This is a genomic window from Streptomyces cavernicola, assembly GCF_029968035.1.
GTDB classification, from domain to species: Bacteria; Actinomycetota; Actinomycetes; order Streptomycetales; family Streptomycetaceae; genus Streptomyces; species Streptomyces cavernicola.
The window spans coordinates 236921-254403 of sequence record NZ_JASCIQ010000003.1; the positions used below are offsets into that span (position 1 = coordinate 236921).

Consider the following 17483-nt stretch of genomic DNA (forward strand, 5'->3'; position numbering starts at 1 on the left):
GCGTCAGGGGCGGTCGGACGGCCGGCCCTCGTCAGGCCCCGGGCCCGGGTCCAGTCCTGAAGGGTCCGGCCCTGAGGAGTCCGGCCCTGAGGAGTCCGGCCCTGACGGGTCCGGGTCCGGGCGGCCGCCGATCAGGTCCTGGAACTTGCGCCGCGGGCCGTTCCAGCGCCGGTCGTGGCGGAAGGCGCGCAGGCCCGCACGGGCCCGGGTGCGCGGCCGGTGACGGTAGAAGAGCTTCGCCCACGGCGAGGTCGGCCGGGCGAGCCGGACCGCCCCGAAGAGCGCGACGAAGGGCACCACCGCACCGATCAGCGCGACGCGCGGCTTGCCCTTGCCGAGGGCGACCAGGGCGAGGAAGAAGTTCAGGGCCGTGTTCATCACGACGAGCGCGCGGTTGTGCCGTTCCTCGGGCGAGAGCTCGTTCACCCCGAAGGGCAGGAACCCGCCGAGCACCAGGGCCACGAGGGCCGCGGTGAGCACGACGATCTCGACGCTCTTGCGCCCGGCCTCGCTCCAGTACACGTCGTCCAGATGCAGGATCAGCGCGAACTCGTCGAGCACCAGGCCCGCGCCGAGCCCGAAGAGCACGGCGGAGACCAGCGAGGCGAAGCTGTGCCGCCCGGCCGCGACCGCGCCGAAGCCGCCGATGACGGTGAGCACGATGCCCGGGACCACGTGGTGGATGTGCAGGGCGCCGGCCTTGACGTTGCCGAAAGGGCCGCGCCCGGCCCGGATCATCCGCGTGATCACCCGGGTGACCAGGAACGCGAACACGAACGAGAGGAGCGCGAGCAGCAGCGGCAGCTTCCCCGGCTCGACGATGTTCCGGTACCACCAGTCGCTCATCCACCGCTCCCGAATTGCCCGTTACGCGCAATTTAACGCGGTACGGCGCACCGGGCTCGGCCTCCGCCCCCCTGCTTCCGCCTCACCTCAGCCCCGCCTCAGCCTCCGAGGACGAGCACGACGAGCGCCGCCGTGGCCGCCGTCTCCGCGAGCGCCCCGAAGACATCTCCGGTCACCCCGCCGAACCTGCGCACACAGCGCCGCAGCAGCAACTCGGCCGCCCCCGCCGCCACCAGCACGGCGGCCCCGCAACGCAGCGACTCGTACGGCCCCCACAGCGCACCGCCCGCCGCGGCGAGCACCGTGGCGACGGCGAGGGCGAGCAGGGCCGAGCGGACCGTGACCGTGCCGGCGACGGCGGCGCCGAGACCGTCCGGTCGGGCGGCCGGGACCCCGGCGCGCGAGGCGAGGGTGAGCGCGACGCGAGCGGCGACCGCCGAGACGACCGCCGCGAGCGCACCCGCCGCCCAGCCCCCGGACTCGTACGCCCTGAAGAGCGCGGCCACTTGGGCGAGGAGCGCGAAGAGCAGCGTGACCACGCCGAACGGGCCGACGTCGGACCGCTTCATGATGTCGAGCGCGGCCTCGGCGGGCTTGTTGCTGCCGAGGCCGTCGGCGGTGTCGGCGAGGCCGTCGAGGTGCAGGCCGCGGGTGAGCGCGGCGGGCACGGTGACCGTGGCGACGGCGGCGAGCAGCGGGCCCGTGCCGAGGAGCAGCAGGGCCGAGCCGAGGGCGGCGGCGCACAGGCCGACGACGAGTCCGGCGAGCGGCGCGCAGAGCATGCCGGTACGGGCGGCGCCCCGGTCCCAGCGGGTCAGCCGGACCGGAAGGACCGTCAACGTGCCGAAGGCGAACCGGAGTCCGTGCTCCAGGCCGTCCCGCGCGTCCCGTATGCCGTTGCCGCTGTCGTCCCGCACGCCGTCCCCGTCGCCCACTGAGTTCACCGCGGCAGGTTATCGGCAGCCCGGCCCCGCCCACTCCGGGCGGCGGCCCCGGATGCCCGCGTAGGCTCGGCTGCAACGCTTTTCCGGCCCGGTCGTACGATGCGGCTGGGCCCGGTCGACCCGATCCCATCGGCCCCCACCTCAACGGAAGAGAGAATTCACCACCGTGACTGCTCTGACTCTGAAGCCCGCCGCCGCTGCCGGGCAGCGCGCCGACGTGATCGTCGTCGGTGTCGCGAAGGGCGCGAAGGGACCGGTCCTCGCACCGGGCGCCGCCGTCGTGGACGAGGCGTTCGGCGGCAAGCTCGCCGCTGTCCTCGAGACGCTCGGAGCTTCGGGCGGCGAAGGTGAGACGACGAAGCTGCCCGCCGGCGCCACGGGCCTGAAGGCCCCGGTCGTGCTCGCGATCGGGCTCGGCGCACTCCCGGAGAAGGACGAGGCGTTCGACGAGGACGCGCTGCGCCGCGCCGCCGGCGCCGCCGCCCGCGCCCTGGCCGGCACGAAGAAGGCCGTGTTCGCCCTGCCCGTCGATGGCCCGGAGGCCGTGGGCGCGATCGCCGAGGGCGCCGCGCTCGGCGCGTACACGTTCGGCGCGTACAAGGAGAACGGCGACGCGAAGAACGACAAGAGCCCGCTCGGCGAGGCCGCCATCGCCGTGGACAAGCCGCGCGACAAGGCCGCCAAGGCCGCCCTGGAGCGCGCCGTCGCGGTCGCCGAGGAGATCAACCGCTGCCGCGACCTCATCAACACCCCGCCGAACGACCTCACCCCGGAGGCCTTCGCCGCCGTCGCCACGGTCGCGGCCAAGGAGCACGGCATCAAGGTGCAGGTGCTCGACGAGAAGGCGCTCACCAAGGGCGGTTTCGGCGGCATCCTCGGCGTCGGCGCCGGCTCGGACGCCCCGCCGCGCCTGGTGAAGCTCGCGTACACGCACCCGAAGGCGCAGAAGTCGCTCGCGTTCGTCGGCAAGGGCATCACGTACGACTCGGGCGGCATCTCGCTGAAGCCGGCCGGGCACAACGAGACGATGAAGTGCGACATGAGCGGCGCCGCCGCCGTGTTCGCCGCGGTCGTCTCCGCCGCACGCCTCGGCCTGGAGGTGAACGTCACCGGCTGGCTGGCCCTCGCCGAGAACATGCCGTCCGGTTCCGCCACCCGCCCCGGCGACGTGCTGCGGATGTACAGCGGCAAGACCGTCGAGGTCCTCAACACCGACGCCGAGGGCCGGCTCGTCCTGGCCGACGCGCTGTGGAAGGCCTCCGAGTCGAAGCCCGACGCGATCGTCGACGTGGCGACGCTGACCGGCGCGATGATGATGGCGCTCGGCAACCGGACCTTCGGCATCATGGCCAACGACGACGCTTTCCGTACGTCGATCCACGAGATCGCCGAGGAGGTCGGCGAGCCGTCCTGGCCGATGCCGCTCCCCACCCACCTGCAGAAGGGCATGGAGTCCCCGACCGCCGACATCGCCAACATGGGCGAGCGGATGGGCGGCGGCCTCGTGGCCGGTCTGTTCCTGCAGGAGTTCGTGGGCGAGGGCATCACCTGGGCCCACCTCGACATCGCGGGCCCGGCCTTCCACGAGGGCGCCCCGTACGGCTACACCCCCAAGGGCGGCACCGGCACCGCCGTCCGCACCCTGGTCCGCCTCGCCGAGCGCACCGCCGCCGGCGACCTGGGCTGACGGGAATTCCCTGTGCGGCCCCGGAGTTCACGCCCCGGGGCCGTACGCATGACCACCGCCGGAGCCGGATTTCGCTCGCGACGAAACTCGTACGAAATCCGCAGCTCGATACGCAGCAGTAACCGACGAATTCGCTGAGGCGCCCGTCTCAGTCAGCGGCCCGGCGTCCCGTCCCCCGTCGACAAGTGCGAAGATGGGTTCTCGGCAGGACAGGGCCCCCACCACAGGGCCGAAGGAACAAGCGGCCGAACACCAGCCGCCGCGCGGTCATTGGAGACCGGCGTACGGCGCACATGCATGGAGGACGTGACGTGGCGAACGACGCCAGCACCGTTTTCGACCTAGTGATCCTCGGCGGTGGTAGCGGCGGTTATGCCGCAGCCCTGCGCGGAGCGCAGCTGGGCCTTGACGTCGCCCTGATCGAGAAGAACAAGGTCGGCGGCACCTGCCTGCACGTCGGCTGCATCCCGACGAAGGCCCTGCTGCACGCCGGCGAGATCGCCGACCAGGCCCGCGAGTCCGAGCAGTTCGGCGTGAAGGCCACCTTCGAGGGCATCGACATGCCCGCCGTCCAGAAGTACAAGGACGAGGTCATCACGGGCCTGTACAAGGGCCTGCAGGGGCTGATCGCCTCCCGCAAGGTGACCTACATCGAGGGCGAGGGCAAGCTCTCCTCCCCGACCTCCGTCGACGTCAACGGCCAGCGCGTCCAGGGCCGCCACGTGCTGCTCGCGACCGGCTCCGTGCCGAAGTCGCTGCCCGGCCTGGAGATCGACGGCAACCGCATCATCTCCTCGGACCACGCGCTCACCCTGGACCGCGTCCCGGAGTCCGCGATCATCCTGGGCGGCGGCGTCATCGGCGTCGAGTTCGCCTCGGCGTGGAAGTCCTTCGGCGCCGACGTGACGATCGTCGAGGGCCTCAAGCACCTCGTCCCCGTCGAGGACGAGAACAGCTCCAAGCTTCTTGAGCGCGCGTTCCGCAAGCGCGGCATCAAGTTTAACCTCGGCACCTTCTTCGAGAAGGCCGAGTACACGCAGGACGGCGTCCGCGTGACCCTGGCCGACGGCAAGACCTTCGAGGCCGAGGTCCTCCTGGTCGCCATCGGCCGCGGCCCGGTCTCGCAGGGCCTGGGCTACGAGGAGCAGGGCGTCGCGATGGACCGCGGCTACGTCCTGGTCGACGAGTACATGCAGACCAACGTGCCGACCATCTCGGCCGTCGGTGACCTGGCCCCGACCCTCCAGCTCGCGCACGTCGGCTTCGCCGAGGGCATCCTGGTGGCGGAGCGTCTGGCCGGTCTCAAGACCGTTCCGATCGACTACGACGGCGTGCCGAAGGTGACGTACTGCCACCCCGAGGTCGCGTCGGTGGGTCTCTCCGAGGCGAAGGCCAAGGAGGTCTACGGTGCGGACAAGGTCGTCGCCCTGAAGTACAACCTGGCGGGCAACGGCAAGAGCAAGATCCTGAAGACCGCGGGCGAGATCAAGCTCGTGCAGGTCAAGGACGGCGCTGTCGTCGGTGTCCACATGGTCGGCGACCGCATGGGCGAGCAGGTCGGCGAGGCGCAGCTCATCTACAACTGGGAGGCGCTGCCCGCCGAGGTCGCGCAGCTGATCCACGCGCACCCGACGCAGAACGAGGCGCTCGGCGAGGCTCACCTGGCTCTGGCCGGCAAGCCGCTGCACTCGCACGACTAGTCGCTCTCCCGCAGGGATCGCGCCCCCATATCCGTTCGTAGTTCGTTAGGAGCAACCGAAACCATGTCGGTTTCCGTAACCCTGCCGGCGCTCGGCGAGAGCGTTTCCGAAGGCACCGTCACCCGTTGGCTGAAGGCCGAGGGCGAGCGCGTCGAGGCCGACGAGCCGCTGCTCGAGGTCTCGACCGACAAGGTCGACACCGAGATCCCGGCCCCCGCCTCCGGTGTCCTCGCGTCCATCAAGGTCGCTGAGGACGAGACCGTCGAGGTCGGCGCCGAGCTGGCCATCATCGACGACGGCTCGGGCGCCCCGGCTGCTGCCCCGGCCGCCGCCGAGGCCCCCGCCGCCGAGCCCGCCCCGGCCCCGGCCGCCGAGGCTCCGGCCGCTCCGGCGCCCGCCGCCGAGGCCCCTGCCGCCGCCCCCGCCGGTGGTGCCGAGGGCACCGACGTGACGCTGCCCGCCCTGGGCGAGTCCGTCACCGAGGGCACCGTCACCCGCTGGCTGAAGGAGGTCGGCGAGGAGGTCGCGGAGGACGAGCCGCTGCTCGAGGTCTCGACCGACAAGGTCGACACCGAGATCCCGTCGCCCGCCGCAGGTGTCCTGCTCGAGATCGTGGTCGGTGAGGACGAGACCGCCGAGGTCGGCGCCAAGCTCGCCGTCATCGGTGCCGCGGGCGCCGCTCCGGCTGCCGCCCCGGCCGCCCCCGCCGCTCCGGCCGCTGCCGCCCCCGCCCCGGCTGCGCCCGCCGCTCCGGCCGCTCCGGCTCCGGCCCCGGCCGCCGCCCCGGCTGCGCCTGCCGCCCCGGCTCCGGCTCCGGTCGCGCCTGCCGCGCCCGCCCCGGCTGCCCCGGCTGTCGCCCAGGTGGACGACGGCGCCTACGTGACCCCGCTGGTCCGCAAGCTCGCGTCGGAGAACGGCGTGGACCTGTCGACCGTCAAGGGCACCGGCGTCGGCGGTCGTATCCGCAAGCAGGACGTCATCGCCGCCGCGGAGGCCGCCAAGGCCGCCGCTCCGGCCGCTGCCGCCGCCCCGGCCGCCGCCGCGCCGAAGACCCCGGCCCTGGAGGTCTCCCCCCTCCGCGGCCAGACGGTCAAGATGCCGCGCATCCGCAAGGCCATCGCGGACAACATGCACAAGGCCCTGCAGGAGCAGGCGCAGCTGTCCTCGGTCATCGAGGTCGACATCACGAAGCTGATGAAGCTGCGCAACAAGGCCAAGGACGGCTTCGCCGCCCGCGAGGGCGTCAAGCTCTCCCCGATGCCGTTCTTCGTCAAGGCCGCCGTCCAGGCGCTGAAGGCCCACCCGGTCATCAACGCGCGCCTGAACTACGACGAGGGCACCATCACCTACTTCGACTCCGAGAACGTCGGCATCGCCGTCGACTCGGAGAAGGGCCTGATGACCCCGGTCATCAAGGGTGCGGGTGACCTCAACATCGCGGGCATCGCCAAGAAGACCGCGGAGCTGGCCAGCAAGGTCCGCACCAACAAGATCGCCCCGGACGACCTGTCGGGCGCCACCTTCACGATCTCCAACACGGGTTCGCGCGGTGCGCTGTTCGACACGGTCATCGTCCCGCCGAACCAGGTCGCCATCCTGGGCATCGGCGCCACGGTGAAGCGCCCCGTCGTCATCAACCACCCGGACCTGGGCGAGACCATCGCCGTCCGTGACATGACGTACGTGACGCTCTCCTACGACCACCGTCTGGTGGACGGCGCCGACGCCGCCCGCTACCTGACCACGGTCAAGCAGATCCTGGAGGCGGGCGAGTTCGAGGTCGAGCTCGGCCTCTGACCTTCTGGTTTCCGTTGTACGGCGGCAGCCGCGAGTGACGGATCCCGCACCCCGCGCACACCCCAAGGACGTGGTGAACGCCGTATCGTCGTCCCATCGCACCTGCCTGAGGAGCCACCACCCATGAGTTCGAGCCCCGGGGCGGCCATGTCCGCGCCCGTCGTCCACTCGCTGCGCGACCAGATCCGCGAGCACATCGTGGAGGGGATCGTCAGCGGCCGCTGGAAGCCGGGCGAGCGCATCGTGGAGCGCCGGATCGCGGTCGAACTGGAGGTCAGCCAGACTCCGGTGCGGGAGGCGCTGCGCGAGCTGGAGTCGCTCCGCCTGATCGAGTCGGCCCCGAACAAGGGCGTACGCGTACGCAATCTGACCGCGGCCGACCTGGAGGAGAGCTACCCGGTGCGGGCCGGCCTGGAGCAGATCGCCGCCGAGCTGGCCTGCGACCGCCTGGCCGAGGACTGCTCGGCCCTGGAGGCGCACGTGGGGCCGCTGTACGAGGCCGACCGGAACGCCGACGGCACGGCGCAGGTGCGGCACACCGTCGGCTTCCACCGCGAACTGGTGCGCGCCGCCGGCAACTCTGTGCTGCTGCACACCTGGGAGGGCCTCGGCATCGAGGTGTTCACGGCCCTGTCGATCCGCTGGCTCGGCACCCGGCAGCAGTCGTACGCGGAGGAGCACGAGGCTCTTGTCGCGGCGTTCCGTCGCCGTGATCCGCAGATCGGGCCGCTGGTCAAGGAGCACGTTCTGGGTTGCGCGCCGCGGGCATAAGCGCGCCTGCACGACAGGCGACCTGTGCTCATCTGCGGTCGGGCCACGCCAAAATAGCGCCCGAAAAAGACCGAATTGGGCGGCACCCTGTGCCCGAAGCGCAGGCACCGGGTGCCGACTTCTCCGCGTAGAGAAAAATCTCCCCTCCAACCTTTGATCGATCATCGATCAGCGGCTTACAGTCGACCGCGGGCTGCACCCAGCCCGCCGCCCTGTCCTGCCAGATAGGGCCATCTCCACCCCCTCTTCCGCGGTGATGCGGAAGAACCTGTCCGGAAGGCGTCGATCATGACCGACCCCGTAGGCAAGCTTCCGAGCCAGCTGGACCAGCTGCCGGACCGCGACCCCGAGGAGACCGCCGAGTGGGCGGCCTCCGTGGACGCCGTGAGCGAGCACGCCGGTACGCATCGCGCCGAGTACCTGCTCCGTCGTACCCTCCAGCACGCCGAGGACGCGGGCCTCGCCCTGCCGCGGCTCCTGGAGACGGATTACGTCAACACCATCCCCACCTCCGCCGAGCCGGCCATCGACGGCGACGAGGAGATGGAGCGGAAGATCACCGCGTGGAACCGCTGGAACGCGGCCGCCATGGTGACCCGCGGCTCCAAGCACGGCGTCGGCGGCCACATCGCCACCTTCGCCTCCGCGGCCTGGCTCTACGAGACGGGCTTCAACCACTTCTTCCGCGGCAAGGAGCAGGACGGCTCCGGCGACCAGCTCTACATCCAGGGCCACGCCTCGCCCGGCATCTACGCCCGCGCCTTCCTGGACGGCCGCATCTCTGAGCAGCAGCTCGACAACTTCCGGCAGGAGTCCGGCGGCAACGGTCTGCCGTCGTACCCGCACCCGCGCCGCCTCCCCTGGCTGTGGGAGTTCCCCACCGTCTCCATGGGCCTCGGCCCGCTCTCCGCGATCTACCAGGCGCGGTTCAACCGCTACCTGACGAACCGCGGCATCAAGGACGTCTCCAACTCCCACGTGTGGGCGTTCCTCGGTGACGGCGAGATGGACGAGCCCGAGTCGACGGCGGCCCTCGCACTCGCGAGCCGCGAGGGTCTGGACAACCTGACCTTCGTCATCAACTGCAACCTGCAGCGCCTCGACGGCCCGGTCCGCGCCAACTTCAAGATCGTGCAGGAGCTGGAGGCCCAGTTCCGCGGCGCCGGCTGGAACGTCGTGAAGTCGCTGTGGGGCAACGCCTGGGACGAGCTCTTCCAGCTCGACACCAACGGCGCCCTGGTCCGCCGCATCCGTGAGGTTCCGGACGCGCAGATCCAGACGTACCAGACGCGTGACGCCGCCTACATCCGCGACCACTTCTTCGCGGGCGACCCGGCGCTGGTCCAGCTCGGCAAGTCGCTCAGCGACGACAAGATCATCGAGTGCTTCCAGCTGTCGCGCGGTGGCCACGAGCCGCGCAAGGTGTACGCCGCGTACAAGGCCGCCCTCGCGCACAAGGGCGCGCCGACCGTGATCCTGGCGCAGACCGTCAAGGGCTTCACCCTGGGTGAGGGCTTCGCGTCGAAGAACGCGAACCACCAGATGAAGAAGCTCACGACGGACGAGTTCAAGAACATGCGTGATCTTCTTGAACTGCCCATCAAGGACAGCGACTTCGTCGACGGCCAGGTCCCCTACGGCCACCCGGGCGCCGACTCCCCCGAGGTCCGCTACCTGCAGGAGCGCCGCGCGGCCCTCGGCGGCCCGGCCCCGGCCCGCCGTACGCAGCCGCTGCCCGCGCTGCCCGAGGCGTCCGCGAAGACCTTCGCCGCGTTCGACAAGGGCTCCGGCTCGCAGTCGATGGCGACGACGATGGCGTTCGTGCGTCTCGCCAAGGACCTGATGCGGGACAAGACCTCCGGCAAGCGCTGGGTGCCGATCGTCCCCGACGAGGCCCGCACCTTCGGCATGGAGTCGCTGTTCCCGTCGCTCGGCATCTACTCGCCGAAGGGCCAGACGTACGAGCCGGTCGACCGCGACCAGCTGATGTACTACCGCGAGGCCACGAACGGTCAGATCCTCAACGAGGGCATCACCGAGGCCGGCTCGATGGCCGACTTCATCGCTGCCGCGTCGGCGTACGCCACGCACGGCGAGACGATGATCCCCTTCTACATCTTCTATTCGATGTTCGGCTGGCAGCGCACGGCCGACCAGATGTGGCAGCTCGGCGACCAGCTCGGCAAGGGCTTCCTGATCGGCGCCACGGCCGGTCGTACGACGCTGACGGGTGAGGGTCTGCAGCACGCGGACGGCCACTCCCCCGTCATCGCGGCCACCAACCCGGCGGCGCTCACGTACGACCCGGCGTTCGCGTACGAGGTCGCGGCGATCGTCAAGGACGGCCTGCGCCGGATGTACGGAGAGGCCGCGCCGGGCGAGGACTCGGACGTCTTCTACTACCTCACGGTCTACAACGAGCCGATGCCGCAGCCGGCGAAGCCCGAGGGCGTCGACGAGGGCATCGTGAAGGGCCTGTACCGGTTCAACACCGCCGAGTCCGCGGGTCTGTCGGTCTCCGCCGACGCCCCGCGCACCCAGCTGATCTCCTCCGGTACGGCGATCCACTGGGCGCTCAAGGCCCAGCAGCTGCTGTCCGAGGAGTGGGGTGTGGGCGCCGACGTGTGGTCCGCGACCTCCTGGACCGAGCTGCGCCGTGACGCGCTCGAGGCCGACGCGGCGCTGCTGCGCGGCGAGGAGCGCACGCCGTACGTGCGGCAGGCGCTGGAGGGTGTCACCTCGCCGGTGCTCGCCGTCAGCGACTACATGCGGCAGGTGCCGGACCAGATCGCGCAGTGGGTCGAGCAGGACTACACGTCGCTCGGTGCGGACGGCTTCGGTCTGTCCGACACCCGTGACGCGGCCCGCCGCCACTTCGGGGTCGACGCCGAGTCGATCGTCGTTGCCGCTCTTGCGCAGCTGGCGCGGCGCGGTGAGGTGTCCGCTGCCGCGGTCAAGGAGGCTCGGGAGAAGTACGGGCTGTAAGCGCAGCTTGTGAGTCGGCCCCCGTCACGTTTCGTCGTGGCGGGGGCCGCTTTCTTTCCCCTCCCCGCCCCTTCCCGTAACTGGGGCTCCGCCCCAGACCCCGCTCCTCAAACGCCGGAGGGGCTGGATTTAGCCCCGACAGGGGCTGGTCTTTTAGGGGCGCGGGGAACTGCGCGACCAGCCACGACGGCGCGGCAGCCGAAAAGCAGCCGACGGCAGTCTTTCGGGAAGGGGCGGGGAAGGGAGGGGAACAGCTCGCCGCAGGCGGCTGGAGGGGTGGGGGCTCAAGGGGGAGAATGCCCCGCATGCGAGCCGCACGCCTCATCAAGATGGTGCTTCTGCTGCAGAACCGGCCCTCCATGACCGCCGCCGAACTCGCCCAGGAACTGGAAGTCTCCGAGCGCACCGTGACCCGCGACGCCCAGGCCCTCTCCGAGGCCGGCGTCCCCGTGTACGCCGACCGCGGCCGCCTCGGCGGATACCGGCTGATCGGCGGCTACCGCACCCGCCTCACGGGGCTCGCCCGCAGCGAGGCCGAGGCCCTGTTCCTGTCCGGCGTGCCGGGCGCCCTGCGCGAGATGGGCCTGGAGGACGCCGCCTCCGCCGCCCGCCTGAAGGTCTCGGCCGCCCTCCTGCCCAGCCTGCGGGACGCCTCGCGCAGCGCCGCGCAGCGGTTCCACCTGGACGCCCCGGCCTGGTTCCGGGAGGCGGACCCGCCCGAGCTGCTGCCGGTCGTGGCGGACGCGGTCTGGGACGACCGCCGGGTCACCGCCCGCTACCGCCGCCAGGACACCGAGGTGGAGCGGGAGTTGGAGCCGTACGGGCTGATCCTGAAGGCGGGCGCCTGGTACCTGTGCGCCCGGGTGCCGGAGCACGGGGCCCACCGGGTGTACCGGATCGACCGCTTCACCTCCGTCACGCCCGGCGATGACCGCTTCGTACGGGACGAGGAGTTCGAGCTGCCGCGGTTCTGGGAGGAGCGGGCGGCGCAGTTCGCGCGCTCGATCCTCCGCTCCGCGGCCGTCCTGCGCCTCTCCCCCGCGGGCGCGCGCAGCCTGCCGTACGTCACCGATCCGGCCGCGGCCCGCGAGGCGCTCGCCGCGGCGGGCCCCGCCGACGAGCGGGGCTGGGTGCGGATCGTGCTGCCGGTGGAGAACGACGATGTCGCGTACAGCCAGCTGATCGTGCTCGGCGCGGAGTGCGAGGTGCTCGAACCGGCCGCGCTGCGCGGCCGGTTCGAGCAGACCGCCGCCGGGCTGCGCGACCTCTACCGGTAACCGGTGACGTCCGCCTCGGGCGCGGTCTGGTCGACCTCCGTCAGGTACCGCCAGGCGTCCGGCGCCGAGCCGTCCACGTCGGTCACGCCGTAGACCTGCGCGAGGCCGCCGCTGGACAGGGATGCGCCGTTGAACCGGGCCAGGTCCGGGTCGGCGGCGAGCGCGGCCAGGGTGCGGCCGATGTAGGTCGGGGTCTCGGAGATCGCGAAGTGCGGGTTCTGCTCGCAGCCGTCGAGCCAGTTCTCCTCGGTGACCTTGAAGTGTGTGTCGAGCATCGCCTCGGAGCGCAGCCAGCCGGGGGTCAGGGCGACCGCCGTGCAGCCGTACTCCTTGAGCTCCTCGGCGAGGCCGCGGGCCATCCGCAGCGGGGCCGCCTTGGCGAGGTCGTAGTAGAAGGGTTCGCGGTAGCGGCGGTTGTACTCCTCGGTGCCGTCGGTGACCTCCACGACGAGGCCGCCGGGGTTGCGGATAAGGAGCGGGAGCGCGCAGCTGCTGGTGACGATGTGCGACTCGACGCCGAGGCGCAGCGCGCGCAGGCCCTTGTCGAGGTCGTGCTCCCACATCTTGCGGCCCCACTGGACGAAGCCGTCGCCGCCCCAGATGTCGTTGACGAGGATGTCGAGCCGGCCCTGTTCGCGGTCGATCCGGTCGACCAGGGCGCGGACCTGCGCGGGGTCGAGGTGGTCGGTCGGCACGGCGACGCCCCGGCCGCCGGAGCCCGCGTCCGCGCCCGCCGCGGTGACGAGTTCGGCGGTGCCCTCGATGGTCTCGTCGCTGCGGCCGACCTCGCTGATGTGCTCCCGGGTGGTGCGGCCCGTCGCGTACACGGTGGCCCCGGCCCGGCCGAGCTCCACGGCCATGGCCCGCCCTGCGCCCCGGGTCGCGCCGGCGACGAGGGCGACCTTTCCGTGCAGCGGGCCGTGGTCCTGCTGTTCGGTCGCGGTGTCGGAAGTGGCTGCGGCTGCTGTCCTGTTGTCACTCATACGTCGAGCCTGGCAGCGAATCCGGACATCTCCTGTCGGGTAGCCGTACGCGATCCGCGCGTCGCCGCATTCGTCTTACGAGTAAGTCGCCGCATTCGTCGTACGAGTAACAAGACCTGCACTCCGGGTGCGTCGGCCCCTTCCAAGGACGATGCTGGTCCCGTGATGGACGAGACGGAGTTCTGGGAGCTCATCGACAGCACTCGCACGGCCGCCGACGGCGACCCCGAGGACCACGCCGACCTGCTCGTGGAACGCCTGGTGAAGCTCGACCCGGACTCCGTCCTCGACTTCGCCCGGCACTTCGAGGCCCGCTACAACCGCGCCTACCGCTGGGACCTGTGGGGCGCGGCCGCCGTGCTGCTCGACGGGGCCAGCGACGACGCCTTCGACTTCTTCCGCTGCTGGCTGATCGGCCAGGGCCGGGAGGTCTTCGAGGGCGCGCTGCACGACCCGGACGCGCTCGCCGACCTCCTGGACGACTTCGACGACGAGATCGACGGCGACGCCGAGGAGTTGGGGTACGCGGCCGACGAGGCGTACGAGCAGCTGACCGGCGTGGTCGCCGCCGACCTGGGCATTCCGCCCGCCTCTGCCGAGCCGCAGGGCACGCCCATCGACTTCGAGGACGACGCGGCCCTCGCGCGCTACTACCCGAAGCTGTGGGACAGGTTCGGCCCGGAGGGCTGAGCGTCGGCGGGCTGACCGTCGGAGGGCTGAGCGCGGCGGTTCACGTACCGGACTCGGGGTCGGTCTCCATCGGGGCCAGCAGAAGCAGGGCCACGTCGTCCTGGACCTCTCCGGCGAAACCGCGCAGATCCCGCCACAGCGCGCCCACGAGCACCGCGGGATCGCCCTCGCGCACCTCGATCGGCAGCGCGGCAAACCGGTGCACCGGAACGTAGAGGGCGCCCTGCGCGTCCCGCGCCTCGGAGACGCCGTCGGTGTGCGCGAGCAGCCGGTCGCCCGGTGCCAGGTCGAGGTGGAGCGGTCGCGGCGGCGCGTATCCGGACAGGCCGAGGCCGAGCGGGGTGCCGGGCTCCGGCGCCAGCTCCTCGGCCACGCCGGCCCGCAGCAGCAGCGGCGGCGGGTGACCGCAGGTCAGGACGCGTACGGTCCTGGCGCCGGGCGCGAACTCGACGAGCAGCGCGGTGGCGAAGAGCTCGGCGTGGTCGGTGCGGGCGTTGTCGGTGACCAGGCGCCGGTCCAGCTTGGCGGCGAGGCCTTCGAGGTGCGGCTCGTCGAGCACGGCCTCCCGGAACGCCCCGAGGAGCGCGGCGACGGTGCCGACGGCGGCGAGCCCGTGCCCCTGCACGTCCCCGACCAACGCCCGTACGCCCCAAGGCCCTTCGCGTACGTCGTAGAGGTCGCCGCCGACGAGGGTGCCGCGCTCGGCGGCCCGGTAGAGGCCGGCGCAGCGCACCCGGCCGACGTGTTCGGTGAGCGGCGGCAGGACGGCGAGCTGGGCGGCCTCGGCGACCGAGCGCACGCTGACCAGCTGGGCGTCGCGGCGGCTGCGCACCCAGGAGATACCGACACTGAGCACCGCGACGAACGCGACCATGAGGATGTCGCTGTTGCCCGGCTGGGCGGGGCCGGTGCCGGGCAGGGTCACGAGCACCACGGCCGCGAGGCCCATGAAGCCGGTGGCGATCGGCCCGTAGGTGAGCGCGGCGAGCGGCGGGGTGGCGGCGAGCAGGAGGCCCAGCTCGATCTCGGGCGGGGTGAGGGCCTGCACCGCGCCGAGTACGGCGAGCAGGAGGGGCGGCAGTACGCGGGCCCAGCTCGGCGGGCTCGCGCCGCGGCGCAGCCAGGCACCCTGCCCGCCGCCGCGCGACTCGGCGTGCCGGCGGCGGTCGGCCTGGCCGGTCACGCTCCCGTTCCGGGGGCGCAGGGGGCTGCGGAGGTTTCCGGGGTGCTGTGGCTGCTGTGGGTTCTGCGGCTGCTGTCGGTGTTGGGGCTGCTGTGGGTTGCGGGGGCGCCGGAGGTTCCGGGCGGCGTGCCCGATCCGCTCCACCGGTGTCGGGCGGGGCGTCGCAGGGGGCTCATACGGCAACCCTGCGACGCGGCCCGCGCGGGCGCACTCCGGGCCGGTCGGTCAGGGTGACCGGGCCGGGCGGGGTGCGCCGCGCGCCGTCGCGTACGGGATCAGGCGTCGCGTACGGATCAGAAGTGCGTGCCGCCGTCGATGCGGATCTCGGTACCGGTGATGAAGCGACCGTCGTCCGAGGCGAGCATCGCGACGACGGAGGCGACCGTCTCCGGTCCCGCGAAGCCCTCGCCGAGCGCCGGGGCGAGCTTCACGAAGAGGCTCATGTCGGCGTCCTCGGGCAGGCCGGGGCCCATGCTCTGGCGGCTGGCGCCCGAGCCGTCGGTCATGCCGGAGGAGATGGAGCCGGGCTGCACGGCGGTGAAGCGGATGCCCTGCTTCCCGTACTCGCTCGCGAGGGCGTGCGTCATGGACTGGATGCCGCCCTTGCTGGCCGCGTAGGCCGCCATGTACGGGTGGGCGAACATCGCGGAGGTGGAGCTGAAGTTGACCACCGCGGCGCCCTCGCCCTGCAGCAGCGCCGGGATCGCCTCGCGGATCACCAGGAAGGTGCCGGTCAGGTTGATGGCGATGACCTGGTTGAAGGCGTCCAGGGTCGTCTCGTGGGTGTGCGAGGAACGCAGGATGCCGGCCGCGTTGACCAGGGCGTCGAGGCCGCCGAGGGTCTCGACGGCGGAGGCGACGCCGGCCCGGACCGAGGCCTCGTCGGCGATGTTCATCGCCAGGGTGGTGAGTCGCTCGGCGTCCGCGCCGGCCTTGGCGACGGTGTCCTTCAGGCCGTCCTCGCTGATGTCGGCCGCCACCACGCGGCCGCCCTCGGCGAGCATGCGCAAGACGGTGGCCTGGCCGATTCCGGAGCCCGCGCCGGTGACGAGGACGCGGCGGCCCGTGTAGCGATCGAGGTTCTGCATGACCTGCTCCCAGCTCTGCTGCTGTCGGTGGTTCTCACTGACTTCTCCTGCAGAGTACGCCCGGATGGCACGCTTTGCCACTATGGCGATGTACGCCGTAGTGGCGTCGGAAGGGCCGTCGGGGCGTACGCTTCCGGCGTGAGCACCAAGCCGCAGCCCCCCGCCGCCCGGACCTCCCCTTCCGCCGCCTCGCTGACCGAGCGCCGCAAGGCCGCCACGCAGCTGGAGATCGCACACGCCGCCGCCGAGCTCTTCACCGAACTCGGCCCGGACGCCACGACGACCGAGGCGATCGCGGCCCGCGCGGGCGTCGGGCTGCGCACCTTCTACCGGTACTTCCGCAACAAGCAGGACGCCGTGGGCCCGCTGCTCGCGGTCGGCGGGGAGCAGTGGCGGGCCCGCCTCGCCGCGACGGACCCCGGCACTCCGCTTCCGGCCGCGCTGCACTCCGCCGTCGCCGACGCGCTCACGCCCGCGGACGAGGCCGCGGCCGACGGGCTGCGCCAGGCCCGTGGGCTGCTCCGCGCCGCCGCCGAGGACCCGGCGCTGCGCGCGGTCTGGTACCGCGTCAACCAGGAGTCCGAGGAGCAGCTCAGGCCGGTGCTCGCCGCCCTCATGGGCCCGGACACGGACCCGCTGCGGGTGCGCCTCGCGGCCGCCACGGCGACGGCGGCGATACGGATAGCCCTGGAGACCTGGGCCGACCCGGAGCGGACGCCAGACGCCTCGGCCCCCGATGCGGACGTACGCGGCCCCGGCTCCCCCGCCGACCTGGCGGGGCAGTGCTTGCGGGCACTCATGCCCGAGTGAGTGCGGTCGGGGGGCGTGATCAGGGCGGCGCGTGATCAGGGGTGCGCCCAACAGCCGGTCACTGAGCCCTAGTTGAGCCCGTTCAGAGCGCCCGCCCCATGAGTACGTCGTCCACGTACTCCCCGTCGATCAGGAACTCCCCCGGCAGCACGCCCTCGACGACGAAGCCCTCGGCCTCGTAGAGCGAGCGGGCCGGGGTGTTGTGACCGAGGACGCGGAGCGTGATGCGGCGCGCGCCCTGCTCGCAGGCGCGGGCGCAGGCCGCTCTGACCAGGGCGCGGCCGAGGCCCAGGCCGCGAGCGCGGTGGGCGACGGCCAGGCCCTGTATCTGCCGCACATGCGCGTTGACGGCGAGCGGCGTGGGCCGCGCCAGGCGCACATAGCCGGATATCTCCTCGCCGGCCGCCGCCACGAGGAAGTCCTCCGGCAGATGCCGCTCGTCGAAGAACGACACGTCGGGCGCGGGCCTCGGCGTCACGGCGTGCAGCCGCGACCAGGTCGCCCGGTCGAGCGCGGCGAGCGCCTTCTCGTCGGACGGCAGGGCGGGGCGGATGCGGGGGTCGTCGAACGGCATGCGAGCCAGCGTAGAACCGCCCACTGACAGCGCGGCCGAACAGCGCAGCCGGGCACCGTGTCCGGCCGCCGCGCCGGGTGTCGTGACCAGGCGTCACGGCCGGGCGTCACGGCCGGGTGGAAGAAACCGCTCCCACGCGCGCGTGCAC

At 72.2% G+C, this 17483-nt stretch carries 14 protein-coding genes; 8 read left to right on the top strand and 6 right to left on the bottom strand.

Going from position 1 to position 17483, the window contains the following annotated elements:
* Nucleotides 1–3: 3 nt before the first annotated feature.
* Both QIS96_RS04625 and QIS96_RS04630 read right to left on the bottom strand, forming a co-directional pair.
* The gene (locus QIS96_RS04625) at nt 4–846 is read right to left on the bottom strand and encodes a hypothetical protein (protein ID WP_282541049.1); all 843 of its coding nucleotides are present in this window, start codon (nt 844–846) and stop codon (nt 4–6) included.
* Nucleotides 847–944: 98 nt separating this feature from the next.
* A complete protein-coding gene (locus tag QIS96_RS04630; RefSeq protein ID WP_408907127.1) occupies nt 945–1718 on the bottom strand; it encodes an adenosylcobinamide-GDP ribazoletransferase in 774 nt (257 codons plus the stop codon).
* Nucleotides 1719–1956: 238 nt separating this feature from the next.
* Here QIS96_RS04630 and QIS96_RS04635 point away from each other — a divergent pair, with 238 nt between their 5' ends.
* From QIS96_RS04635 to QIS96_RS04660, 6 genes are all read left to right on the top strand, one after another.
* Nucleotides 1957–3477, top strand: coding sequence for a leucyl aminopeptidase (locus tag QIS96_RS04635; protein WP_282541050.1), 1521 nt, complete (start codon nt 1957–1959; stop codon nt 3475–3477).
* Between the two features lie 311 nt (nt 3478–3788).
* The gene (lpdA, locus tag QIS96_RS04640) at nt 3789–5177 is read left to right on the top strand and encodes a dihydrolipoyl dehydrogenase (RefSeq protein ID WP_282541051.1); all 1389 of its coding nucleotides are present in this window, start codon (nt 3789–3791) and stop codon (nt 5175–5177) included.
* Between the two features lie 63 nt (nt 5178–5240).
* Entirely contained in the window at nt 5241–6974 is a 1734-nt protein-coding gene (gene sucB / locus QIS96_RS04645) for a 2-oxoglutarate dehydrogenase, E2 component, dihydrolipoamide succinyltransferase (protein WP_282541052.1), read from the top strand.
* Between the two features lie 147 nt (nt 6975–7121).
* The gene (locus tag QIS96_RS04650) at nt 7122–7745 is read left to right on the top strand and encodes a GntR family transcriptional regulator (protein ID WP_282541115.1); all 624 of its coding nucleotides are present in this window, start codon (nt 7122–7124) and stop codon (nt 7743–7745) included.
* Between the two features lie 288 nt (nt 7746–8033).
* On the top strand, nt 8034–10730 hold the full coding sequence (gene aceE / locus QIS96_RS04655) for a pyruvate dehydrogenase (acetyl-transferring), homodimeric type (protein ID WP_282541053.1): 2697 nt from the start codon (nt 8034–8036) through the stop codon (nt 10728–10730).
* A gap of 305 nt (nt 10731–11035) precedes the next feature.
* Nucleotides 11036–12007, top strand: coding sequence for a helix-turn-helix transcriptional regulator (locus QIS96_RS04660; protein ID WP_282541054.1), 972 nt, complete (start codon nt 11036–11038; stop codon nt 12005–12007).
* Here the strand turns inward: QIS96_RS04660 and QIS96_RS04665 are convergent.
* Nucleotides 11998–12990, bottom strand: coding sequence for an SDR family oxidoreductase (locus QIS96_RS04665; protein WP_282541055.1), 993 nt, complete (start codon nt 12988–12990; stop codon nt 11998–12000). The two genes, QIS96_RS04660 and QIS96_RS04665, sit on opposite strands and share 10 nt — an antisense overlap.
* 165 nt (nt 12991–13155) lie before the next feature.
* Between QIS96_RS04665 and QIS96_RS04670 the strand changes: the two genes are divergently transcribed.
* Nucleotides 13156–13680: a DUF4240 domain-containing protein gene (locus QIS96_RS04670; protein ID WP_282541116.1), complete on the top strand. Its 525-nt coding sequence runs from the start codon at nt 13156–13158 to the stop codon at nt 13678–13680.
* 40 nt (nt 13681–13720) lie between these two features.
* On the opposite strand, the gene QIS96_RS04675 is transcribed toward QIS96_RS04670, so the two are convergent.
* Together QIS96_RS04675 and QIS96_RS04680 are read right to left on the bottom strand one after the other, a co-directional pair.
* A complete protein-coding gene (locus tag QIS96_RS04675) occupies nt 13721–14863 on the bottom strand; it encodes a PP2C family protein-serine/threonine phosphatase (RefSeq protein WP_282541056.1) in 1143 nt (380 codons plus the stop codon).
* Between the two features lie 293 nt (nt 14864–15156).
* Nucleotides 15157–15951 carry an SDR family NAD(P)-dependent oxidoreductase gene (locus QIS96_RS04680; protein ID WP_282541057.1) on the bottom strand — a complete coding sequence of 265 codons (795 nt, stop codon included), beginning with the start codon at nt 15949–15951 and terminating at the stop codon, nt 15157–15159.
* 138 nt (nt 15952–16089) lie between these two features.
* Here QIS96_RS04680 and QIS96_RS04685 point away from each other — a divergent pair, with 138 nt between their 5' ends.
* Nucleotides 16090–16761, top strand: a complete 672-nt coding sequence (locus QIS96_RS04685) for a TetR/AcrR family transcriptional regulator (protein ID WP_282541058.1) — start codon at nt 16090–16092, stop codon at nt 16759–16761.
* Between the two features lie 82 nt (nt 16762–16843).
* On the opposite strand, the gene QIS96_RS04690 is transcribed toward QIS96_RS04685, so the two are convergent.
* On the bottom strand, nt 16844–17335 hold the full coding sequence (locus QIS96_RS04690) for a GNAT family N-acetyltransferase (protein WP_282541059.1): 492 nt from the start codon (nt 17333–17335) through the stop codon (nt 16844–16846).
* Nucleotides 17336–17483: the final 148 nt, after the last annotated feature.